We start from the raw sequence: 24,509 nt of genomic DNA, 5'->3' as shown, positions 1-24,509 counted from the left end.
CTCCTTTTTTAAGAAATTACTGAACGAATGAGACTTAAAATTTGATGCTCTTCACCCGTTTTTAATGCGCTTACAAAATCAGGGTCAACCAATTTGCGGCTAAGCTTTGACAGCAGTTTTAAATGTTCCTCGCCGCCATTTGCAGGTACCATCAAGCAAATAAAACAAAATACTGGCGCACCGTCCAGTGCCTGCCATTCAATTTGTTCTGTGCTTCTAAAAAATAAGACACCAACTTCATTCACGGCGTCTGACTTGGCGTGGGGAATCGCAACGCCACCGCCAAATCCAGTGGTCGACTCTTGTTCGCGCTTACATAAATCTTCAAAAAACAATTTCGTATCGCTTACTTTGCCCGTTTGATGCGCGACCTCGGCAATTTTTCCTAAAATTTCGTTTTTCGTTTTTCCTTCCAACTGTAAATCAATTCCATTTTCCGCCATAATGGGCATCACAATCACTCCAATTTCTATCGTTTGGGATCCTAGTTTTATTATAAGAGGAATGGTATTTTGGAAACAGCAAATTTTTGTCACTAGGAGGGTGACATTTTGTGATATAATGGCTTGCGAAGTAGTAGAAAGAAGGACGAAATATGAAAAAAAGCATGATGTTACGCGTGATTGAACTGGCAACGAAAGTCGCTAATGTGAAGAAAATTTGGAATTTGGAAGGCGAGCCGTTAAAAAAAGCGATTGCGAAAAAGCAAAAACAGCCGGCCGTACCGGCAAAACTTGCTAAACGTTTTAATGTGTCTAAACATGAAATTGGCGCACATTCCTATTTTGAAATCACGCCAGAAACTAAGACGGAACAAACCATTATCTATTTAGCTGGCGGCGGCTTTATTTTGCCGATAACGTCCATGCATTACGAATTCATCGAACAAATTGCACTTGAAACAGGTGCTAGGTTAGTGGTACCAAATTATCCGCTCGCGCCTGATTACCATGTTGACGATGTGATGCGCTTTTTGAAGGAAGTCTATTTGAAATATCCGGGAGATGTGTCGCTCGTAGGAGATTCGGCAGGCGGAGCCATCGCGCTGTCATTTGTCCAGTTTTTGAAGCTAGAAAACCTAGCTTTACCCAAAAAAGTGGTTGGAATCTCCCCGTTCATGAATTTTTGCCTGGATAATCCGGCCATTTTTGAGGTGGAGCAGCGCGATAATGTGGTCGGGACGACGGCGCTAAAAGAGATTCGCACGTGGTACGCGAACGGCCGAGACTACACGGACAGCCTAGTGAGCCCGTTCTTTGGCGATTTTTCAGGCATCCCTGAAATTTTAATTCTCTCAAGCACGCGCGACATCACAAACCCTGACACCCATCTTTTTTTTGAAAAGGGACTTCCAAATGTGACATATTACGAGGCAGGCGAGCTTCCCCACATTTATCCGCTTTTCGAAATCCCAGAGTCCGAGGAAGCTAGGCGGTTGATTTTTGAGATGTTAAAAATGGTATAATAAAGAGGATAAATTTTGTGAGGAGGAGAGAGAAATGATTGGACCAAACCCAAATGAGCTTTATCCAAATCCTGACATTCGCTCGGTTGCGTTTATTAAAAACTGTGTGACGAATCCGTCTATTATTGTGGGGGATTATACGTATTATGACGATCCAGACGGGCCAGAAAATTTTGAGGCGCATGTGGAACATTTATATGATTTTCTCGGGGATAAATTGATAATCGGGAAATTCTGTGCGATTGCAAAAGGTATTACGTTTATTATGAACGGGGCGAATCATCGGATGGCTTCTGCCACAACATATCCGTTCAACATTATGGGCGGCGGCTTTGAGAAGGTGACGCCAAAATTAACGGATTTGCCATATAAAGGTGATACTGTTGTTGGAAATGATGTCTGGATTGGGCAAAATGTGACGGTAATGCCAGGCGTTCAAATTGGCGACGGAGCCATCATCGCAGCGAATTCGGTGGTCACTAAAAACGTGGGGGCGTATGAAATCTACGGCGGGAATCCCGCACGGAAAATAAAAGACCGCTTTTCTAAAGAGATAACACTTTGTTTAAAAGAACTCGCCTGGTGGGACTTCCCGAACGACAAGTTGGCGCGAAACTTAGAGATATTGTGCGATACGGACTTGACGCTTGAAAAACTCAAAGGGATAAAGTGAGGTGTGGGCTTCTACTCCTTATCAAGACATAAAGAAGAGGTAGTAGAGCTATTTGAATAAAAAAACATACTAAGATTAGTAGAAAGAACCACGCGTACAGGTTTTCCTACCAGTCTTAGTATGTTTTTTGTTAATCGATATCATCGTCAAGCGTATATTCAGCAGGGGTAGTATCTATATGGGCTAGATTGGAAAATAGTTTATCGCCTAATTCTATATACTTAAAATCCATTAAATAGCCTTCTTTAGTACTCACTTTAACTGCCTGATAGTTTCTTTTAGATGTTTCAAACTCTATATTTTTATCAATATCTCCATTATAAATGACAATGTGATACGTACCATCTTTTTCTTGTTTATCGATAATGTTCCAAAAACCAGTGGACGACATCCCATGGCTTAAAATAGAGGTATTTATAGAAAAATAAATTCCTAGTATTGTAATCCCCATTAATACTACTCCACTAAATAGATGGCGGCCCTTAGCGAGATTAATAAAAATATTCAAGCCTAAAAATAGAAGGACAATATCTGAGAGTGCTATTGCAGCGAAGAACCAACCATAAAAATCATTTTCAAAGTACAAGAACGTGTACAAGGAGGCGATTGAAATACTACAAATAAATAGTAAAATGACAGCAAAATAAGTTATCTTTTTCTTCATAAATTAGAATCTCCAATAAAATTAATTTGTTATATTTTTAGATTGTTCACTACTTTTATCGTATTTTGTTCCAATATTTACTCCTACTCCACCAGTTGAAATAGAAATCCCAGATGCTCCAGCTTTAGCATGTGCATATTGTGTAGCTAATTTTTGCGAAACCCCTTTTTTCTTAGTTTGAAACAATTGAGTTTTTACAGTACCACTTTTGACCCTCCAAAAACTACCAGATTTATTTTTGCTCTGACTGAAACTGAAAATTAACCCCTTATTCGGATTGGTTGTTGTAGATGCAGTTTGTTTCTTAAGTGTATTGTTGAACCAACCACCTGTTCTTGCATCCCTAATGCTATAAGTTAAGTTTGAAGAGTTGTATCTATTATTGAGATTACCGGACCAAGCCATTCCAATTTTATCAGAATTACCAAACATTAAAAATGACTTTTTCCAAGTAAAAGAATTAGAAACGTCGTATATAGGTTGGGTTTTCGTTGATTTATTTACCACAGTTAAGCTGAAACTCATAGTGGATGTAGATATTGCTCCAGATGATGTGACTGTATCCTCAGCTGCAATTTCATCAGGGGCATTATCAGGCGTGCTATTTAATGCTTCTTGAAGAACTGCGTATTCAACATTAGAAACATGTAACTCTTCTTTAGACATTTCTTTTAACTCTTCAAGCTCGTTATGTACTTCTTCAATTTCTGTTTCATCTATTCCAGATGCCATTAAATCAGCTTCAGGCGTAGTTAAAAATTCTTCTATAAATTCAATATTATCAGTTGTGACATTGCCGTTCTCAATTTCAATGCTATCTGGATTTTCTAAAATAGTGCTTGCATAATTATTTATTTCCGTTTCTTCTAGGCTATCAACTACATCAGGATTATAACCAAAATTAATTAAAATTTGTTTTGCATTACTACTGTCTGGACTGGTTGCGTATACTGTATTACTCATCCCTAAGCTGACAATTATAGTAAGCAATATCGCGCTCATTTTCTTCATTTTCCATCATCTCCTTTTTTGTAATTATATAGTAAATTTTCAAAAAAGTAAATATGCCTAAAACTAAAGGCCTTATACTAAAAAACCTTTAAATTTAAATCAGACCATGATATGATTTAGATTATCAGCTGGTTTAAACAGAAAGGGAGGATTTTATGAAAAGAATTTGGCTTATAGTAGTTATTAGCTTGTTCGTTATCATACTTGTATCATGTAACTTATTAGCTACGACAAAAGATTCTTTTGTGAATAAAGAGCAATGGGCGCTCAAAAATACAGGGGAGAAAATACAAGGACAAACAGGTGTTAAGAATGTAGATTTAAAAGCGCAATATTTATGGGATATCACATTAGGGCAAAAAGACGTCGTAATAGGTGTTTTAGATACAGGGATTAATGTGGAGTTGGAAGCAATTTCAAGTAACATCTTGGCAAATGGTTATAATTTTTACTCAGATAATAAAGACTTATATTCTGACTTCACAAAGGATTATCACGGGACAGCGATAAGTTCGATTATTGTCGGCGCACATAAAAGTGAAAATCCTGTTTGGGGAATTGCACCTCGAACAAGTATACTTCCACTGAAGTTTATGGAAGGTAGAAAAGGAAGTATAAAGAAAGCTATTAAAGCTATTGAATATGCTGGGGAAAATAATGTAGATATCATAAATTGTAGTTGGGATACTGAGCAATACAATCAGGGACTATATGAGACTATTAAAAAGCATAGTAATATCCTCTTTGTTGTTTCAGCTGGAAAGAAGGCGGAAGACTTAACAGAGATGCCAGTGTATCCCGCTTGTTATGATTTGGAAAATATTATTTGTGTTGGTGGAATTGAGAATAACGGAGAAATATCCGAACTATCTGGTTTTGGAAAAGAGGATATGATTTTTGCGCCTGGAGGGAATATACTAGCCTTAGATCCAAATGGGGAAGAAATTTATGTGGATGGAGCTTCTTTTGCAACAGCTTATATTTCAGGTGTTTGTGCTCTATTAAAAGCTAAATACCCAAACATGACAACGCAACAATTAGCAAAAATTCTAAGAAATAATAGCCATAATAAAATAATAGATGTGAAAAAATTAATGACTGATGCTGAGAAAATAATAAATTAATTTTTGTCTTGGAAATAAAAATAGAAAAGCATAAAGCCATAATATTCCGTGGGAAAATGGAGTATTATGGCTTTATGCTTGTTTTCTTGATACTTAACTTTTACAAATCCACATTATGATACACTTTTTGAACGTCTTCCAAATCTTCGAGCGCATCAATTAATTTTTCGAATTTTACTAAGTCGTCGCCTTCAAGCGTAACTTCGCTTTGAGGGAGCATTTCGATTTCGGCAATCGTGAATTCTTCAATGCCAGAAGCTTTAAGTGCTTCTTGGACGTTGTGGAATTCAGTTGGTTCAGCGTAAATAATGGCTTGACCATCTTCATCAATAATATCGCGCACGTCGACGTCTTGTTCCATTAAAAGTTCAAGTAGTTCTTCGGCATCTTTATTTTCCACGCCAAAAACAGCTGTGTTATCGAACATGTAAGCGACAGCACCGCTCACACCCATGTTTCCGCCGTTCTTGTTGTATGCCGCGCGAACATCAGACGCGGTACGGTTGACGTTATTAGTGAGTGCATCCACGATGACCATGGATCCGTTTGGTCCAAAACCTTCGTATCTAAGTTCGGAGTAAGTTTCATCGCCTGTCCCTTTTGCCTTCTCGATAGCGCGGTCAATAATATGTTTTGGCACGTTGTAAGTTTTCGCGCGTTCAATAACGAAACGCAGCTTTTGGTTGGCATGAGGATCTGGTTCGCCTTGTTTTGCAGCGACATATATTTCAATCCCAAATTTTGCATAAATTCGACTGTTATTTGTATCTTTTGAAGCTTTTTTTTCCTTAATATTTGCCCATTTACGGCCCATAAGAACACTCTCTTTCCATATTTACGTTAAAAACACTAATTTTATTATATCGGGTTAAAAGCGATTTGTTAAGCAGAAAATGAAAAAGCGCTGTGAAATTGTGAGTATTTGAGCTATAATAGAAGAAATGAATGGAGGAATGTGTTTAAAATGTCAAATTTGCCAAATTGCCCAGAATGTAAATCAGAGTACACTTACGAGGACCGTGGACTTTTTATTTGTCCAGAATGTGGTCATGAGTGGAGCGCGGAGGCGACAGCTACGGCTGACACAGAGCTCGTTGTGCGCGATGCAAACGGGAACCTGCTAACAGATGGCGACACGGTTTCAGTCATTAAAGATTTAAAAGTAAAAGGAAGCTCTTCTGCTTTGAAAATCGGGACGAAAGTTAAAAACATTCGATTAGTCGAAGGCGACCACAACATTGACTGTAAAATTGATGGCTTTGGTGCCATGAAATTAAAATCAGAATTCGTGAAGAAAATATAAGAAAAGCTGGAATTCGTCTGAATTCCAGCTTTTTTATTCTCCGTCGCGTTTCAGTAAGATAACATCATCATTTCGCTCCAGAAGTTTATCTACATGATTTTCACCCCAAAGGCATAATTGGTTTAAAATAGTCGACAAAGAATGACCATAGTCACTCAAGTAATATTCTACTTTTGGTGGAATTTGTTCATAAACTTTCCGAATGATGACCCCAGAATCTTCTAGTTCACGTAATTGTTGCGTGAGCATTTTTTGCGTGATGTTTGGAATGAGCCGCCTAAGTTCGCCAGTGCGTTTTTTGCCTTCGCGTAAATGACATAGAATCACAGTTTTCCACTTGCCACCAATAACTTCGAGCGTGGCTTCAACACCGATATTATACACTTTCGTCATCATTTCCCCTCCTATAGGAACAAAAAGGTGCGTATATAACTTAAAAGTACCTTCTTGTTATTTTATGCGGTATATAAGATACTGTATAACATGTTAAACAATTGGTCAAGACGAGAGGGGAAAACAATGGAACAAATTCAAACAAAATCAAATTCAGCGTTTACTTTACTAGCACTAGCAATTAGCGCTTTTGGAATTGGGTCGACAGAATTCATTAGCGTGGGCTTGCTCCCACTTATTTCGAGTGATATGAATGTGGGGATTAGCACGGCGGGCTTAACGGTATCTATTTATGCGTTAGGTGTAATGATTGGGGCGCCCGTTTTTACAACATTAACGGCTAGCATGAACCGAAAGACATTGCTATTACTTGTCATGATGACGTTCATTGTCGGCAATTTAATTGCGATGACGGCACCTACGTTCACTATTTTACTCATTGGTCGTGTTGTTTCAGCTTTTGCACACGGTGTCTTTATGTCCATCGCGGCAGTTATCGCGGCAAGCGTAGTGAGTCCAGATAAGCGAGCTAGCGCCATTTCAATTATGTTTACTGGCTTGACAGTCGCGACTGTGACGGGCGTGCCACTTGGAACTTTTATCGGACAAATTAGCAATTGGCGGATGTCATTTTTCTTTATCGTGATAATTGGTATCATCGCACTCATTAGCAATTATTTTTTAGTACCAAATGAGCTAGAAAAGGGCGGAAAAATAAGTTTTCAAAGTATCGGACAAGTGCTTCGAAACTCACGCATCCTACTCATTTTACTGATCACAGCTTTTGGATACGGCGGAACTTTTGTCGTCTACACCTACATGTCACCGCTACTCGAACAAAGCATGGGCTATTCAGCGCAAGCGGTCGTCATCATCTTAATTATTTATGGACTTATGGTCGCGTTTGGCAACACACTAGGCGGACATTTGGCCAACCAAAATACATTACGAGCACTGTTTTTCATGTTTCTACTTCAAGCCATCACTTTACTACTTCTTTTTTTTACAGGGAAAAACGCTCTGTTTGGTTTAATTACGGTCTTTTTAATGGGGATTTTCGCATTCATGAATGTCCCTGGACTACAGTTTTACGTGGTTAAATTAGCCGAAAACTATACGCCAAATGCGGTAAGCATGGCATCCGCCCTTAATATTTCCGCCTTCAATATTGGAATTGCAGCTGGAGCATTTATTGGCGGGTTTGTGACGGATTATTTCGGGATAAACTTAACGTCCATTTTTGGTGCAGCTATGGTAGGAATAGCCGTCTTTTTAACGATGTTCCTTGCACGTTTGGAGAGGTAGCTTAGCCCAGCCACGAAAGATAAAATTTCCGGTGAATAATTGCTTTTTGAGCAACTGAAAATTTGGGTGCAAAATGAAAAAAAACATATGGAATAGTTTTACCTCTCTCGAGAGTAACATTTAGAAGTTGCTTGTTTTTGTCATATGCATCCCATAATTCCATCGTGAACGCTCCTTATTTCATACTAACAGCAATAAAAAGGTCGGCATCTTGTTTCATGAAAACTTTTTCGCCGTGGTGGAAAATAGTGATTTCGCTAGATGAAAAACCAGCTTCTTGTAATAAAACTTGAAGTTCATCGCTTCTAAAACCATTATGAACTTTCGGGTGGTAAACCGCTTCATTTTTATCAAAGTCAACAATAATTAATTTTCCACCATCATTTAAAGTTTCATAAAAGCGTTTTAAAATCAGCTTTGTATCAGGAATATGTAGCAAAACTAATGAAACCAAGATAACATCAACTTTTTCTGGAAAAGCATTATCTGTTAAGTCAAAAACCTCAGCTTGCGCATTTGAAATTCCTTTTTGCGTAATTTTTGATTGAATAATTTGTACCATCTTTTCAGCAGAATCGACGAGTACCATTTTTTTTGCTAAATCTGAAAGCGCCAAGCCAACAAGCCCCGTCCCACTCCCGTAATCAAGTATAGTGTGACTTTTTGAATCCTTAAGTTCCGCACGAATCCGTGTAGCAATAATAGTAGCAAGCGCCTCACGATCAGGTGAATCATATTTTTCCGCCATAAGTTCAAAAACATTATCATCCATAAAAAAACCTCCTAAAAAATAAAATCATGGTTTATTTTTCCCCGTTTTAGGGCAAACCATGAAAGAATTCTGTATCTCTAGTTTAATTATAACAGATAAAAAATGCGAATTATAGACTGTTTATTAAGAATTTTGCTTGCTATAATAAGTCTACTTCGAAAACGAGGAGGAAATCAAATGCGCCCATTTGTTTATAATCTTAAAGAGGTTAGTCAAAAAGATATAGCTCTTGTTGGAGGAAAAGCAGCGAATCTAGGTGAGCTTTGTCGTATACAAGGTGTACGCGTCCCAGAAGGATTTTGCATCTCAACAGAAGCTTTCAAAAAAATGATGACAACTTCAAGCGAAATAGAACAAACACTAAACCAATTGGCTAGCCTTGAAATCGGGCAACAAAATGCCATTCGCGAAACTGGCCAAGAGCTCCGAAACCTCATGTTAAATCAAGCCATCCCAAATGAAGTGGCAAATGAAATTATAGCGCAACTTCATTCCTATGAGGGAGACACGGCCTTCGCCGTGCGTTCAAGCGCCACAGCAGAAGACTTGCCAGGCACTTCATTTGCAGGCCAACAAGATACATTTTTAAATATCACCGGAGAAGCGGCCATTTTAGAACATGTTCGTAAGTGCTGGGCTTCACTGTATAATGAAAGAGCGATTAGCTACCGCATGCAGAACGGGTTTTCGCAACACGTGGAACTCGCTGTCGTCATTCAAAAACTTGTGCCAGCAGAGGCCGCGGGAGTACTTTTCACAGCAGATCCACTTTCCGGCAATCGCTCGGTCGCGACAATCGATGCAAGTTACGGTTTGGGAGAAGGACTTGTTTCTGGGCAAGTTCAGGCGGACGTTTACCGCATCAAGCGGGGCAAAGTTACCTCTCAGCTGGTCGCGCAAAAAGAGGTAGCTTTTTTTACTCAGGAGGAAAAAGGAGTTCGAAAAGTAGCGCTTAGTAAGCGCGAGCAGGATAGACCAGTATTAACGGAAACACAAATTGCTGAGCTCACAGAACTCGGTAAGCAAATTGAACAGCATTTCGACTATCCAGTAGACATAGAATGGTGCCGATTTGATGACCAATTTTTCATCGTACAAAGTCGCCCAATTACAACGCTGTTTCCGCTTCCGGAAAATCCAGATGAGACGAAGCGAATTTATTTGTCAGTTGGGCACCAGCAAATGATGACCGATTCCCTTTTGCCACTTGGCATGTCCGTTTATGTGGAAACGTCATTTGGCGAGCGCTTCCAAGCAGGTGGCCGTTTATTTGTTGACGTGTTGCCAAGACTCCTTGCTCCAGAAAGCAGGTATGCGATTTTAGAATCATTCAGTTCCGAACCGCTAACAAAAGATGCACTCCAAACCATTTTGAAACGTGATAATTTTGTTGAAATAAACGATGAATTCGATGAAACTAAAATAGATGAAAATAAGCAGAAAAAACTTGCTGCAGTCCCAAAAACGAGCGAATTAGATCCAGAAACCGTAGTGAAATTAGTGAACGCAAGCGAAAACGCACTTTCCAAACTGAAAACTGAAATAAATAAGTATTCTGGTGCAGACTTAATTGACTTTATTCAAGCGGACATTGCCAAAGTGAAAGGTTTCTTAGCGCAAAAAGAAACAATGGCTGCCATTATGGCCGCAATGGATTCAGCCGCCTGGTTAAATGACAAAATGAATGAGTGGCTGGGTGAGGAAAATGTGGCTGACGTGCTGTCGCAATCGCTTCCAGACAACATCACATCAGAAATGGGGCTCGCACTTCTTGATGTAGCCGATGTCATTCGCCCGTACCCTGAAATCATCACCTTTTTAGAACAAGTGAGCACTAAAAATTTCTTAGAAGAGCTTCCTCGGTTTAAAGGGGGAGAAGAAGTGCGCGCCGCCTTATTAGACTATCTACAAGTGTATGGTATGCGCTGCGTTGGGGAAATTGATTTAACGAAACCTAGGTGGAGCGAGGAACCCGAGATTCTTATCCCAATGATTTTGAGTAACTTGAAAAATTTTGAAAAAGGTGCGCGCCAAGAAAAATATGAAAATGGCTTAAAAGAAGTTTTAAATAAGAAAAAGTCACTTTTAGAACGCCTCGCTAAAAAGCCAAATGGCGCAGAAAAAGTTGTGGAAACAAAAAAAGTCATTGCGACACTACGCACGTTTAGTGGGTTTCGTGAATATCCAAAATACGTCATGGTCACGCATTATTTTGTTTACAAACAAGCCTTGCTAAATGAAGCAAGAAAACTCGTCACAGAAGGAATTATCAGCCAAGCGGATGATATTTATTATGTGACGCTTTCCGAGCTAAAAAAAGTTTTTGAAACTAAGATATTAGGCGATGAAATCATCCGAGAAAGAAAGTTGGCATACGACTGGTATCAAACGCTTACGCCGCCTAGGGTGATGACCTCAGAAGGCGAAGTGGTAACAGGTGAATATAAAATGGACAACTTACCTGACGGCGCTATTCCCGGACTTGCCGTTTCAAGAGGTGTTGTAGAAGGTCGGGCCCGAATCATTACGAAAATGGAAGACGCGGCACTCGCACCAGGAGACATTCTTGTAACAACATTCACCGACCCAAGCTTTACCCCTTTATTCGTTTCGGTTAAAGGTTTAGTGACAGAAGTCGGCGGCTTGATGACACACGGCGCCGTCATTGCACGCGAATATGGCCTCCCGGCAGTTGTAGGCGTAGACGGCGCAACCAGCCAAATCAAAGACGGCCAAATGATCCGCGTAAATGGCACGAAAGGTTATATTGAGATTTTGTAGGGTGTATTTGGCTGTTGTAAGATTCAAAAAATGAAGTAAAGCAGGTTCCTACATGGTTACACTGTAATTCCAAATAATTATTTGATTTCCAGACAAATGGAAAAGCCGAAAAGACTTCCTGCTTTTCGGCTTTTTATAAAGGCTGCAAATAGAGAGAATGGCGAAATATTACATAAATAAGAAATATAAGTAACAAAAAATTCATCAGTAAATTCAAAATGTTACTGATGAGTTTTTTGTTACTTTATCGTAATTTATTTCTGAAATTTGAGTGTCTGTCGATACTACATAACGATTTGTCAGATAGTATTAATTTGTATATAATTAAATTGTGATTTTCAGAACTTAATCCGAAAGAAGATAAGTATTGGAGGAGTAATTATTGCGACGGCTGGAGCAGCAGGTTTTGCAGTTCCAACAGCAGTTAGTTCAATTTCGGCTACAGCGGCTACTGTATCAGGAACTGTTCTGACAGCGAAGGATGCTTATCACGCATTGAGCGGTTTAGATGTGAATGGAAATCCATTAACGCAAGCAGAGCGAAACGAAGTCATCTTGAGCGCAGGTACAGATATTGCTTTTATGATTGCTGGATTTGGGTTGAATAAGATACTGAAGAATGCGAAAATCGTGACTCAAAGTGATGAATTTATCAATCCAGATAAGTTAAAGCAATATCAAGTAATTGATGATGTGAAAAATGGGAATACGTTACTAGATAGCAGTAAAGTAAAAGGTAATTTTGGTGAAATGGTTGCGGATAACTATATAGAAGATTTGAAAGACGCGACACGGATAGGAAAGCGTGTGACTACATTGAATGATAAACTTCAAACGGGAATTGATGGAGTCTATGAATGTGCATCACCACCTCCAAAATATATTATTGCGGAAGCCAAGTTTAATACATCTCAATTAAAACAAACACAAGATGGCTTGCAAACGAGTGAAAGTTGGATATTAGGAAGTAATAGATTAGAAAAAGCGGTTGGTCCAGAAATTGCCGAATTAATAAAAGATGAATTATTAATGCATCCTGAAAATGTTCAATCGATATTAGTAAATATTGATGTAAATGGGAATGCTGTTGAGAGTATTTTAGATTCAGCAGGTAAAAAAATAAAACAGTAAAGGAGAACGTTATGAGAGATACTATTAAAGATACTCTGTACTTTGAAAATCGTGTCAATGAAATAAATAGATTGATAAAGAAATATGCTGATATGAAACTCATAATTATAGATGAATATGGAAAAAATAGTCCGAGGGTGAGGACTGCTAATATAATTTTATCCAACTATTATCTTGATAAAATAAACTCGCTATATTCAATGGGTAAAACCCAAAATGAGATTAAAGAAGTTTATTCTTACTTTGTTGAAACACTTGATTCAACATGGGATAAAGAAACTGGAAGTTATATACAATTACTTCAAGCTGTTTCACTTGGAATACTCTTAAAGGAGACTAAAGAGCTTGAAATATTGCAGCAGTTAGTACAAAGAGAAGGTTTTCATGATTTTCTGATTGATTATATGTTTCATAGTGTAGATAATTCATGGGTGAAAACTAATGAACTTGCATTCACTAGACCATATGAAACTTTAAAAGCTGTGACGCAAGCTCAAACTAAAGAGGTAGCGGAAACATTACTGAAGCAATATGTGGAAAAAGAATGGTATCAAGGTCATCGTGATGCCGGTTGGTATAATTCACATAAAAGCCCTCATGCTATCTATAACGGATATTGGAGTTATGAAAGTGGGGCAGTTGCTAAAATTATGCAACTTGATGATGCGGAGCTCCAAAATGTTAATTATTATCCTTATGACCTAGTGAAGTATAAATAAATCATAAGAGATGTATTAAGATTAGTAGAAAATGAATTCGATAATAACAGCTCTTTATCCAAATTTGCGGATAAAGAGCTGTTTTATTTGATGTATGAAAGTATATGATAGTAGAGTAGGTTAAGATACCAGTATAGTTTATAGAACTTACAAGATTATTTTATATTTTACATATAGAGGATAATGGTTGAATATAATATTATCATATACTTTCACATTTATTTCAATATAAAGTGAGCGAATTTGAATAAACAACTCAATTTGACAAAAGACATTTCCTGTCTCGTCTTTACAAAACTATCCGAAAGGGCTAAAATAAAAGGGCGAACGTACGTTTTTGGAGGTCGTCAAATGAATAGCGAGTTGCAGCAAAAACTCAAAACTTTGCCAGAGTCGCCAGGTTGCTACATGTATCGCGACAAAAAAGGCGAAATTTTATATATTGGAAAATCAAAAAACTTAAAAAAACGTGTAAAATCCTATTTTACAAAAACGCAAATTGGGAAAACAAAACGTTTAGTTCACCATATCCACGATTTTGAACTTATTCTTACAGACACCGAACAAGAGGCACTTCTGCTCGAAATGACGCTCATCATGAAATATCAGCCGCCCTATAACGTCATGTTGAAAGAAGAAATCCGCTATCTCTACATTAAAATCACAAACGAAAAAAACCCGCATCTTGAGCTCACAAAAGACATCGAAAAAGACGGTGCCCATTACTTTGGACCATACGCAAGCCGTTACATGGCAACAGAAACCCTTGAATTGCTACAAAAACTTTACCCCCTCTGTTATTGTTCAGGAAAGCGAGGCCGACCATGTTTTTACTATCATTTAGGCATGTGTATTGGCCCTTGTGCTAGAAATGTGAGTCAAGAAGAGTATACAAGGCAAATCAAAAAGATTAGGCACTTTTTAAACGGCGGACAAACAGAAGTCAAACGGGAAATGAAAATGCGTATGGCAAGCCAAATGGAGGCGCTCGAATTTGAACGAGCCAAAGAAACAAATGAACTTTTAAGCGTGTTAGAACGCCTTACCGAAAAACAAAAAGTAATCACCCGCGATTTTGGCCACCGAGACGTAGCCAATTTTGTCGCCGGAGAAGCGGCTCTCGCCGTTCAAGTTTTCTTCGTTCGAAATGGCGCCATCGTTGGCCGAACCGCAAAAGTATTTGAGTATACAACGGACCTCGAAGAAATGGTCGAAAGCTACCTCGTCACATTTTATTCGCATCCCAACCATTTAAAACCAAAAGAACTACTCATCCCAGAACAATTAAACGCGAAATTATTAGCAGAAACGCTCGAAATCAAAGTCCGCACGCCTAAAAAAGGCGAAAAGAAAGCACTATTAAATCTTGTTTATGAAAATGCCAAAAGCGCGTTAGATGCGCATTATAAAATGCTTGAATATGCTGAACAGTAATGGTGTTTACAAATGGCATATTTACGCGTAAACTAAGTGAGTGAATTAGAGAGGGAGAAGGAAAAAAATTGATTGCTTTTTACTTACTAGCCGGTATTCTAGCTGGCATGATGCTGCCCGTTCAAACATCTGTAAACACGCGTTTAAAAGGGTACACACAATCACCGTTCATCGCATCATTCGTTTCATTTGCAGTCGGCAGCACCGTTTTACTTATTATTTCATTAATTACATTTCGTGATTATAGTGTGTTTAGCGAGGCCATCGCTACAAGCCCATGGTGGATTTGGTTTGGCGGCGGTGTGCTCGGCATCATTTTCTTAACGAATAACATTTTACTTTTACCAAAATTAGGCGCGGCATTAACCGTTATGGTGACCGTTTGTGGACAAATGATTATGGCAATTTTAATCGACCAGTTCGGCTGGTTCAATTTGCCTGTCCATGAACTAAACCCCGAACGACTCATTGGAGTGTTACTCATGTTTTTCGGCGTCTTTTTGATGCAAAGATTTTAGGGAGGGATTCATTTGGTTAAACAAGCTCCAAAAACAGTATTTTTATTCATGATGATGGGCTTTTTCGCTGGAATGATGTCGCCCGTTCAAACGTCCATCAACGGAAAACTTCGCGAAGCCGTCGGGTCTCCGTTTGTCGCTTCGCTAATCTCGTTTTCAGTCGGAACAATCGCGCTTTTCATCATTTGCCTTGTCGTTGAGAAAAGAGTCACTTTTAAACTTCGCGGTGTCGGAAAAGTACCGTGGTGGATTTTCACAGGCGGCCTAATGGGCGTTTTCTTCATCACGTCTAATATCCTGCTTCTGCCAGTGCTCGGCTCCGCAATGGTTGTTGTTCTCGCGATTTGTGGTCAAATGCTCATCGCTCTTTTAATTGACCATTTCGGCTGGTTCGGAGTTATCCGCCATCCGATTAATCGCTACCGTGTTTTAGGGGTTCTTATTATGCTGATAGGCGTTATTCTAATTCAAAAATTCTGATTTAAAAAGGTATAAAATAACGAAAAAAAGTGAGAAATTTATTTTTCTCGCTTTTTTTGCTGTTTGAAGTTTAGTTGTGTCATTTTGTCACAGAATTTACAAAAAATCAATTGGAAAATCTATTTTTATAGCCATTTTCAATAGATTTTAAGTGTTACTATGAAAAAGTATAGAATATCAATTTGTTTTAGAAGAGGAGGATTGACGAAAAAATTAGATATCTATAGACGGGAAGCGATTTAGTAGAAAAGAGTTTAGGGATTAGAACCCTAATGTAAATTTTCTATCTTTTATTATGTTCAAAAAACAATTAAGAAGGAGAATTGACAATTTGAAGATCAAAAAATCAAAGTTGAAAAAAATTGCACTTAGTACAGTGGCAGCAACTGTTTTTGCGTCGACTATTGCGACATCGATACCGTTTAATGTAGTAACGGCAGATGCAGCTAATGCTGGCGTAAATAATCTTAAAGCCAATTTGGAAGCAGGTAGCGGAAATCTTGTGGATGCAAGTTTCAGCAGTAAACTAAAGTGGTATCCTATCTATTGGATTGGTGTACCAAATACAGGTAATTTAACAAGGCCTGGTTGGGGAACATCTCAAGATGGTTGGGAATATACGTGGAATAATGATAATTATGCCGCTAAATTCTCTGGGAATGGAATAGGTCAAATACGTGCTAATCAAACACAACCTTACGCTACATCTTTTGGGATAGGTCAAGGTTTCGACACGGTGGCAGGACATAACTATCGAATTCAATATAGAGTTACGCCAACTGGGGGAACTGGAAAAGTAGAGGTGGCTGTTAATAATGGGGACAATTATTTCCCGAATGTAACCGATCGCGATGCACTCTACTCTCATCATAACAGTCCTTATGGCTTTGCAAATGCTGACGGTCAATTAACAACTGGTACATTTACAGCACTTTCAGACAAGTCTCACGTTATGTTTGAAACAACGAATGGGACCATTCAAATGAGCGATTTTAGCATTGTCGATTTAGATGCAGAAATTGCGCCGACAACGATTAATGCACTAACAACAGATTCTGTAAAAGCAGAAGGAACAGCTGAGCCAAATGCAAAGATTGTGTTTAAAGATCAAAATAACAATCAAATTGCAAGTGGCGATGTAGCCGCTAATGGTACGTACAGTGTAACTATTCCGAAGCAAGCCGCAGGAACGGTTGTAACGGCAACTGCGACAGCAGAGAATGATAAAACAGCAAGTGCAAATACAACAGTTACCCAAGGCAATATTGCACGAACAGTCATCAATCCTTTAACAACGGATTCAATAAAAGCAGAAGGAACAGCTGAACCAGGTGCAAGCATTGTGTTTAAAGATCAAAACAACAATCAAATTGCAACTGGTACTGTAACCGCAAGTGGTACGTACAGTGTAACCATTCCGAAGCAAGTGGTGGGAACAACTGTAACGGCAACGGCAACAAAAGGTGGTAAGACAGAAAGCGATTCTACAATTGTTACACAAGGGAATCTTGTGCAAACAACTATTGGCGCGTTAACGACTAATTCTACTCTTGCAGAAGGAACTGCCCAACCCAACGCAGATATTACGATTAAAGTTGGTGGAAATACAATTGCAACAGGTAGGGTTTCCGCTGATGGTAATTACAGCTTAGGTATTCCAAAACAAGCCGTAGGAACAATCGTTACCGCAACAGCTACATTAGCTGGCAAAACGTCGAGTGCGAATACGACCGTCACACAAGGAGCTATTGCGCAAACCACAATTAATTCCTTAACAACAGATTCAATAAAAGCAGAAGGAACCGCTGAACCAAATGCGGCTATTGTGATTAAAGATCAAAATAATAACCAACTGGCTAATGGTCAAGTGGCTTCTGATGGCACGTATAGCTTGACGATTTCAAAACAAGCCGTAGGAACAATTGTAACGGCAACGGCAACAAAAGATAGTCAAACATCGAGTGCGAATACAACCGTTTCACAAGGGAACCTTGCGCAAACAACGATTAATGCGTTAACAACGGATTCGATAAAAGCACAAGGAACCGCTGAACCTAACTCGAATGTAGTGATTAAAGTAGGTTCGAGTACAATTGGGACGGGGCAAGCGGGTTCTGATGGTCGCTATGACATTACCATTCCGAAACAAACAGTCGGAACAGTTGTAACGGCAACCGCGACAATTGGCGAGAAAACATCGAGTGCCAACACAACCGTCACTCAAGGTAGTATCGCGAAAACAACGATTAACCCATTGAACACAGATTCTGTGAAAGCAGAAGGTACTGCAGAACCAAATGCGCCGATTGTGTTTAAAGATCAAAATAACAATCAAATTGCGAGTGGAACAGTAGGTTCTGATGGTATTTATAGTGTGACGATTCCGAAACAATTGGTTGGAACGATCGTCACAGCGACAGCAACTAAAAATGGAAAAACAGAGAGTGCCGTTGCGGTCGTTACTAATGATCGTATTGCGCAAACTACCATTAACCCATTAAATACTGAATCCGTAACGGCTTCAGGGGCTGGTGAGCCAAACGCAACAATCGTTCTAAAAGATCAAGATAACAACCAAATTGCAAGTGGAAGAATTGGTTCTGATGGAATTTACACGGTGACGATTCAACCACAAGCAGCTGGAACAGTTGTAACAGCAACCGCGACATCGAATGGTAAGACATCAAGTGCAAATACAACAGTCATCAATGATCGTATTGCGCAAACTACCATTAATTCGTTAACAACGGATTCTGTAAAAGCAGAAGGAACGGCTGAGCCAAACGCGAATATTGTGATTAAAGACCAAAACAATACGCAACTTGCAAGTGGAAAAGTAGGCTCTGATGGGAAATACAGCTTGACGATTCCACAACAAAGTGTGGGAACAGTTGTCACAGCTACTGCAACAGCGAACGGAAAAACATCGAGTGCAAATACGACCGTAACAGCGGGCGCAACAATTGCACAAACGACGATTGATCCATTAACAACAACATCAACGATTGCACAAGGAACTGCGGAACCGAATGCAAGCATGGTGATTAAAGCAGGTACGACAACGATTGCCCAAGGAGCTGCAGGTTCTGACGGACGTTATAGTTTCACTATCCCTGTACAAGCAGAAGGGACAATGGTAACGGCGACAGCCACTGCAAATGGAAAAACATCGAGTGCCTCTACTGAAGTTACGCGTGAACATACGGGAACCGTAACGGTGAAAGAAGACTTCTATGTGGGCTATGACAGTCGCATTCAAGCCGAAGTAACAGGGGATATTACAAAAGTGTATCTCGAAGTAGATGGTGTTAGAAAATCAACCATTCCTGTTACAGGAAGCTTTGAATATTATGCAAAAGGCGTGATAACAAATACGAATCAAGTCGCGTATTTAGTTGGTCTTGATGCATCCAATCAAGAATTAGATCGGAAACGTGTGACGTTGAAAGATGGCGACTTAAAAGTTGGAACGATTACACCGAATACCTTTGTTGTTGGTGGTGCAGATTCTTATGTACGCGGAACATACACAGGTTCTGTTGTCAAAGTAGGACTTGTTGTAAATGGGACGCCTCTTACGAAGATTCCAGTTGGAACAGATGGTACCTTCCAATATTATGCACGTACAGATATCACAAATGCAGCAACAGATGAAGTCTATGCGATTGGTTATAACTCAGAAAATCTTGAAATTGCAAGAACAAGAGTACCACTAGTTGCTACTATTGCAGATACAACGATTAATGCATTAACAACGGATTCCGTAAAAGCAGAAGGAACAGCGGAACCAAATGCAGATATTGTGATTAAAGACCAAAACAATACGCAAATCGGGAGTGGAAAAGTAGGTTCTGATGGAAACTACAGCATTACCATTCCAAAACAAGCCGTTGGAACAGTTGTCACGGCAGCTGTAACGAAGAACGGCCAAACGAAGAGTGCGAATACAACAGTCACGCAAGGAAATCTTGCGTCGACAACGATTAATGCGTTAACAACGGATTCTGTAAAAGCAGAAGGAACCGCGGAACCAAATGCATCAATTGCAATAAAAGTCGGTCAAACGACGATTGCAACGGGTACATCTAATGCAAGTGGAGCCTACAGCATTACGATTCCAAAACAAACAGTTGGAACAGTTGTTGAGGCAACGGCAACAAAAAATGGCAAAACATCAAATACGGCAACCACAACAGTCACTCAAGGAGCGATTGCCGCAACGACAATTAACAGTCTAACAACCGATTCCGTGAAAGCAGAAGGAACGGCTGAACCAAACGCGGATATGACAATTAAAGTCGGTCAAACAACAATTGCAACAGGAAAAGCAGATGCTAGTGGTCATTACAGCATTACGATTCCAAAACAAGCAGTTGGAACAGTTGTGGAAGCAACGGCAACAAAAAATGGTGTAACATCGAATACGGCAACCACAACGGTAACGCAAGGAGACCTTGCGCCGACAACGATTAATGCGTTAACAACGGACTCTGTGAAAGCAGAAGGAACAGCAGAGCCAAATGCATCAATTACAATAAAAGCCGGCCAAACGACGATTGCAACGGGTACATCTAATGCAAGTGGAGCCTATAGCATTACGATTCCGAAACAAGCTGCTGGTACGATTGTAACGGCAACCGCAACGAAGAATGGCAAATCAGCAAGTGCGAACACAACGGTTACCCAAGGCAATATTGCGCCAACAACGATTGGTGCCTTGACAACGGATTCTACAGTAGCCGAAGGAACAGCCGAGCCGAATGCAACGATTGTGATTAAAGATCAAAATAACAATCAGTTAGCAAGTGGTCGTGTAGCGTCAGATGGTACGTACCTTCTCTTAATTCCGAAACAAGCAGTTGGAACGGTTGTAACTGCAACAGCAAGTGCAAGTGGAAAAACAGAGAGTGCAAGTACTACGGTTACTCAAGGTAATATTGCGCCGACAACAATTGGTGCTTTGACAACGGACTCTACATCAGTAGCAGGAACAGCAGAGCCAAATGCAACGATTGTGATTAAAGATCAAGATGATAATCAATTAGCAAGTGGTCGTGTAGCGTCAGATGGCACGTACCTTCTAGTGATTCCAAAACAAGTTGTTGGAACTGTAGTAACGGCAACAGCAAGTGCAAGTGGAAAAACAGCAAGTGCGAGTACAACAGTTACCCAAGGCAATATTGCCCCAACAACGATTAATGCATTAACAACAGATTCAGTGAAAGCGGAAGGAACCGCAGAGCCGAATGCAACAATTGTAATTAAAGACCAAAATGATAATCAAATTGCAAGCGGCCGAGTAACATCAGACGGTACGTATAGTATTACGATTCCAAAACAAGCATTTGGAACAGTCGTAACCGCGACAGCAAGTGCAAATGGAAAAACAGCAAGTGCGAATACAACGGTTACTCAAGGTAACCTTGCACCAACGACAATTAATAGCTTAACGACAGATTCTGTGAAAGCAGAAGGAACAGCAGAACCAAACGCAGATATGGCTATTAAAGTAGGTAACACTACGATTGCAACAGGAAAAGTGGATGCGAATGGAAACTACAGCATCACCATTCCAAAACAAGCGGCTGGAGTAGTTGTGACAGCTGATGCAACGAAAAATAGTAAGTCAGCGAGTGCAAACACAACCGTTATTCAAGGAGATATTGCGCCGACAACAATTGGTGCTTTGACAACGGACTCTACATCAGTAGCAGGAACCGCAGAGCCAAATGCAACGATTGTGATTAAAGATCAAAATGATAATCAAATTGCAAGTGGCCGAGTAGCATCAGATGGTACGTATCTTCTCTTAATTCCAAAACAAGTTGTTGGAACTGTGGTAACGGCAACGGCAAGTGCGAGTGGAAAAACAGCAAGTGCGAGTACAACCGTCACACAAGGTAATATTGCTGCAACAACAATTAATCCACTTACAACAGATTCTGTGAAAGCAGAAGGAACCGCAGAACCAAACGCAACGATTGTATTTAAGGATCAAAACAACAACCAAATTGCAAGTGGTGTTGTTCAAGCGAACGGCACATATAGCATTACGATTCCAAAACAAGCAGTCAATACGGTTGTAACGGCAACCGCAACGAAGAATGGTAAATCTTCAAGTGCGAATACAACCGTCACACAAGGTAATATTGCACCAACGACGATTAATTCACTTACAACGGATTCTGTGAAAGCAGAAGGAACAGCAGAACCAAACGCAACGATTGTGATTAAAGATCAAAACAACAACCAAATTGCAAGTGGAACGGTAGCTTCTGATGGAACGTATATGTTAACTATTCCAAAACAAGCATTTGGAACGGTCGTAACGGCAAGTGCAACAGCGAAAGGCAAAACAGAAAGTGCGAATACTACGGTTGCACAAGGTAATATTGCGCCAACGACAATTAATGCCTTAAATTCTGATTCTACAAAAGCAGAAGGAACGGCAGAACCGAATGCAGATATAACTATTAAAGTAGGTAACACTACGATTGCAACAGGAAAAGCAGATGCTAGTGGTCATTACAGCATTACCATTCCAAAACAAGCGGCTGACGTTGTTGTCACTGCAACCGCAACGAAAAATGGGAAATCAGCAAGTGCGAACACAACCGTTACACGAGCTTCAAATGGAACGGTGACGGTGAAAGATGCGTACTATGTTGGTTACGATACACGCGTTAAAGCGGAAGTAGCTGGCGATGTGACGAAAGTTTACTTGGAAGTAGATGGCGCTAAGAAAGTGACTATTCCTGTAACAGGAAGTTTCGAGTACTATGCGAAAAATGACATTACAAGTACAACACAAACAGTCTATCTTGTAGGTCTAGATTCAACGAATAAAGAACTGGATCGTAAACGAGTAACATTAAAAGATGGACAATTAAAAATTGGGGCAGTAGCTCCAGATAGCTTTGTTGTGGGAATTGATGCATATGTGAAAGGAACCTATACAGGTTCTGTAACAAAAGTCGCCATTTCTGTAAACGGAACGACTCTTTCTAGAATTCCAGTTGCGGCAGATGGAACTTTCCAATATTATGCACGACGAGACATTACAGATGCGGCAACAGATGAAGTTTATGCGATTGGTTACAATTCTGAAGGCGATGAAATTTCGCGTAAGAAAGTAAACTTATTCGGACCAGAAAGTTTAGTTGGAAGCTTAACTGTTAATCCGAACTACTTCGCCGTTTCAACAGATTCTTACGTACAAGGAACGTTCACAGGAAGTGTGAAATATGTTTCCCTTGTTGTGAATGGCACAGAATACGTGAAAACCCCTGTAAAAGATGCGAACACGTGGAGTTATTACTCTAAAGGCAAGATCGCGGTGGGTGATACGGTTTCTGTGAAAGGGTACAATGTCGCAGGCGTTGTAGTGGATGAAAAACCAGTCAATGTAATTCTTAACCCACCAGGCGATAGTACTGTTACAGCAAATAATTTTGTCTTGTACCAAGATAAGTATGTTACAGGAACGTATACAGGAAGCGTGAAATATGTTGCACTGAAAGTCAATGGCACAGTATTAGGTAAAATCCCAGTTTCAGGTGGCACTTACTCATACTATGCAAAACCAAATATCACTTCTGAAGAAGATGTAGTATCCGTCGTTGCGTATAATGGCGCAAGTGTCCAAGTAGCGGAAGCACCTTTCGAGGTAAGTGAACTTCAGACAACAAGTGAAATTACAGCGAATAATTATAGTCTTGGAGATGGTTCAATTGTCGGAACATACTCTGGAGATGTGAAATACATTTCTGCAACAGTGAATGACACAGAACTTTCTAAAATCCCAGTAGACGGGTCAGGCACATATGAATACTATATTCGCCGTTATATCACAAGTGATACAGATCGAATTGTAATGAAAGCCTACAATTCAAGAAATGAAGTTGGAGACACTGTTCAAGTAACCATCAATCCAAGTGGTCCATCAGCGATTACTGCACAGACTTACAACCTTGGTGATAGTTCAGTAGTCGGCACGTATTCTGGAAATGTGAAATATATTTCCGCGACCGTGAATGACACAGAACTATCTAGAATCCCAGTAGACGGTTCAGGCACATATGAATACTATATTCGCCGTTATGTCACAAGTGACCAGGATACTATCGTAATGAAAGCTTATACTGCAGGTGGAGCTGAGGTGGCTTCTAATAGAGTGACGATCCCACCAACTGCTCCAGCAACGTTAACAACAGATGTCTTTACGATTGGAACTTCAAGTAATGTCACAGGAACATCAACAAACGGCGTGAAATATATTGCGCTTAAAGTTGAAGGTGTCATTAAATCTAAAATTCCAGTAAATGCAGATGGTTCGTTTACGTATTATGCGAAAGCCTTACTGAAAACACCAGGTATGGAAGTTTCGATGATAGGTTATGACGGGGCGAACAATCAGGTTATTGAAACACCGGTAACGGTTCGATAAAATTTAACGTAATAAAGAAAGAGGCTAGGACATAAATTCTTAGCTGAACATGAAAACCGGGTAGAAAATCGAAAAAAGATTTTCTGCCCGGTTTTTTATTGAATAGACGTGTATGGGGGATATTTTTGCCATAATGGGAAGAGGAGAGAAATCATATAGCCATCTTGTTCTCATATAGCTAAACGAGAAAAATTGGTAACACGTTTTTTCTTCTGCAAACTTGTTTTGGAAAATATTCCTAACAACTATGTATTGAAGAATGCATTTTTGGTTTTTCCTCCGAACGCAAT

19 protein-coding genes are annotated in these 24,509 nt (G+C 39.7%); 12 read left to right on the top strand and 7 right to left on the bottom strand.

All coding sequences use genetic code 11. The annotated features are described in order from the left end of the window. Positions 1-8: 8 nt before the first annotated feature. The gene (locus tag BN1609_RS05780) at positions 9-452 is read right to left on the bottom strand and encodes a PTS fructose transporter subunit IIA (protein ID WP_088825784.1); all 444 of its coding nucleotides are present in this window, start codon (positions 450-452) and stop codon (positions 9-11) included. Positions 453-595: 143 nt separating this feature from the next. Between BN1609_RS05780 and BN1609_RS05775 the strand changes: the two genes are divergently transcribed. Together BN1609_RS05775 and BN1609_RS05770 are read left to right on the top strand one after the other, a co-directional pair. Beyond that, positions 596-1,465 (top strand): alpha/beta hydrolase fold domain-containing protein, encoded by an 870-nt coding sequence (locus tag BN1609_RS05775; protein ID WP_088840628.1) that lies wholly within the window; start codon positions 596-598, stop codon positions 1,463-1,465. A 34-nt stretch (positions 1,466-1,499) separates the two neighbouring features. Further along, positions 1,500-2,138, top strand: coding sequence for a Vat family streptogramin A O-acetyltransferase (locus BN1609_RS05770; RefSeq protein WP_088810401.1), 639 nt, complete (start codon positions 1,500-1,502; stop codon positions 2,136-2,138). Positions 2,139-2,268: 130 nt separating this feature from the next. On the opposite strand, the gene BN1609_RS05765 is transcribed toward BN1609_RS05770, so the two are convergent. Both BN1609_RS05765 and BN1609_RS05760 read right to left on the bottom strand, forming a co-directional pair. Further along, complete coding sequence (locus BN1609_RS05765) at positions 2,269-2,802, bottom strand: hypothetical protein (RefSeq protein ID WP_088840627.1); 534 nt, start codon at positions 2,800-2,802, stop codon at positions 2,269-2,271. A gap of 21 nt (positions 2,803-2,823) precedes the next feature. Then, positions 2,824-3,813, bottom strand: a complete 990-nt coding sequence (locus BN1609_RS05760; protein ID WP_088840626.1) for a hypothetical protein — start codon at positions 3,811-3,813, stop codon at positions 2,824-2,826. 155 nt (positions 3,814-3,968) lie between these two features. On the opposite strand from BN1609_RS05760, the gene BN1609_RS05755 reads away from it, so the two are divergent. Continuing rightward, the gene (locus tag BN1609_RS05755; RefSeq protein ID WP_088840625.1) at positions 3,969-4,937 is read left to right on the top strand and encodes a S8 family serine peptidase; all 969 of its coding nucleotides are present in this window, start codon (positions 3,969-3,971) and stop codon (positions 4,935-4,937) included. Between the two features lie 100 nt (positions 4,938-5,037). Here the strand turns inward: BN1609_RS05755 and BN1609_RS05750 are convergent, their stop codons facing one another. Continuing rightward, positions 5,038-5,751, bottom strand: coding sequence for a YebC/PmpR family DNA-binding transcriptional regulator (locus BN1609_RS05750; protein ID WP_088840624.1), 714 nt, complete (start codon positions 5,749-5,751; stop codon positions 5,038-5,040). A gap of 150 nt (positions 5,752-5,901) precedes the next feature. Between BN1609_RS05750 and BN1609_RS05745 the strand changes: the two genes are divergently transcribed. Then, a complete protein-coding gene (locus BN1609_RS05745; RefSeq protein ID WP_088810397.1) occupies positions 5,902-6,240 on the top strand; it encodes a zinc ribbon domain-containing protein YjdM in 339 nt (112 codons plus the stop codon). A gap of 33 nt (positions 6,241-6,273) precedes the next feature. Here the strand turns inward: BN1609_RS05745 and BN1609_RS05740 are convergent, their stop codons facing one another. Beyond that, positions 6,274-6,633 (bottom strand): helix-turn-helix domain-containing protein, encoded by a 360-nt coding sequence (locus tag BN1609_RS05740; RefSeq protein WP_088839278.1) that lies wholly within the window; start codon positions 6,631-6,633, stop codon positions 6,274-6,276. Between the two features lie 126 nt (positions 6,634-6,759). Between BN1609_RS05740 and BN1609_RS05735 the strand changes: the two genes are divergently transcribed. Continuing rightward, positions 6,760-7,938: an MFS transporter gene (locus BN1609_RS05735; protein ID WP_088840623.1), complete on the top strand. Its 1,179-nt coding sequence runs from the start codon at positions 6,760-6,762 to the stop codon at positions 7,936-7,938. 1 nt (position 7,939) lies between these two features. Here BN1609_RS05735 and BN1609_RS13925 read toward each other — a convergent pair whose 3' ends face one another. Further along, entirely contained in the window at positions 7,940-8,101 is a 162-nt protein-coding gene (locus BN1609_RS13925; protein ID WP_159458326.1) for a hypothetical protein, read from the bottom strand. A 12-nt stretch (positions 8,102-8,113) separates the two neighbouring features. After that, positions 8,114-8,710 carry a class I SAM-dependent methyltransferase gene (locus tag BN1609_RS05730; protein WP_088839276.1) on the bottom strand — a complete coding sequence of 199 codons (597 nt, stop codon included), beginning with the start codon at positions 8,708-8,710 and terminating at the stop codon, positions 8,114-8,116. A gap of 177 nt (positions 8,711-8,887) precedes the next feature. Between BN1609_RS05730 and rph the strand changes: the two genes are divergently transcribed. The 7 genes from rph to BN1609_RS05695 all read left to right on the top strand — a co-directional run bounded on the left by rph (position 8,888) and on the right by BN1609_RS05695 (position 24,219). Next, the gene (rph, locus tag BN1609_RS05725) at positions 8,888-11,491 is read left to right on the top strand and encodes a rifamycin-inactivating phosphotransferase (RefSeq protein ID WP_088840622.1); all 2,604 of its coding nucleotides are present in this window, start codon (positions 8,888-8,890) and stop codon (positions 11,489-11,491) included. Between the two features lie 495 nt (positions 11,492-11,986). After that, entirely contained in the window at positions 11,987-12,622 is a 636-nt protein-coding gene (locus BN1609_RS14080) for a hypothetical protein (RefSeq protein ID WP_255377322.1), read from the top strand. An 11-nt stretch (positions 12,623-12,633) separates the two neighbouring features. Further along, a complete protein-coding gene (locus BN1609_RS05715; protein WP_088839270.1) occupies positions 12,634-13,341 on the top strand; it encodes a PoNe immunity protein domain-containing protein in 708 nt (235 codons plus the stop codon). 351 nt (positions 13,342-13,692) lie between these two features. Next, a complete protein-coding gene (gene uvrC / locus BN1609_RS05710) occupies positions 13,693-14,775 on the top strand; it encodes an excinuclease ABC subunit UvrC (protein WP_088816035.1) in 1,083 nt (360 codons plus the stop codon). Between the two features lie 68 nt (positions 14,776-14,843). Further along, positions 14,844-15,293, top strand: coding sequence for a DMT family transporter (locus tag BN1609_RS05705; protein ID WP_088810392.1), 450 nt, complete (start codon positions 14,844-14,846; stop codon positions 15,291-15,293). A gap of 48 nt (positions 15,294-15,341) precedes the next feature. Beyond that, positions 15,342-15,773 carry a DMT family transporter gene (locus BN1609_RS05700; protein WP_369821476.1) on the top strand — a complete coding sequence of 144 codons (432 nt, stop codon included), beginning with the start codon at positions 15,342-15,344 and terminating at the stop codon, positions 15,771-15,773. 331 nt (positions 15,774-16,104) lie between these two features. Continuing rightward, entirely contained in the window at positions 16,105-24,219 is an 8,115-nt protein-coding gene (locus tag BN1609_RS05695) for an Ig-like domain-containing protein (protein ID WP_088840621.1), read from the top strand. The last annotated feature ends 290 nt before the right edge of the window (positions 24,220-24,509 follow it).

Source organism: Listeria sp. ILCC797, assembly GCF_900186185.1.
Lineage (GTDB): Bacteria > Bacillota > Bacilli > Lactobacillales > Listeriaceae > Listeria > Listeria goaensis.
Note: the sequence above shows the minus strand (reverse complement) of the source record. Positions and strands in the feature narration are given on the sequence as shown.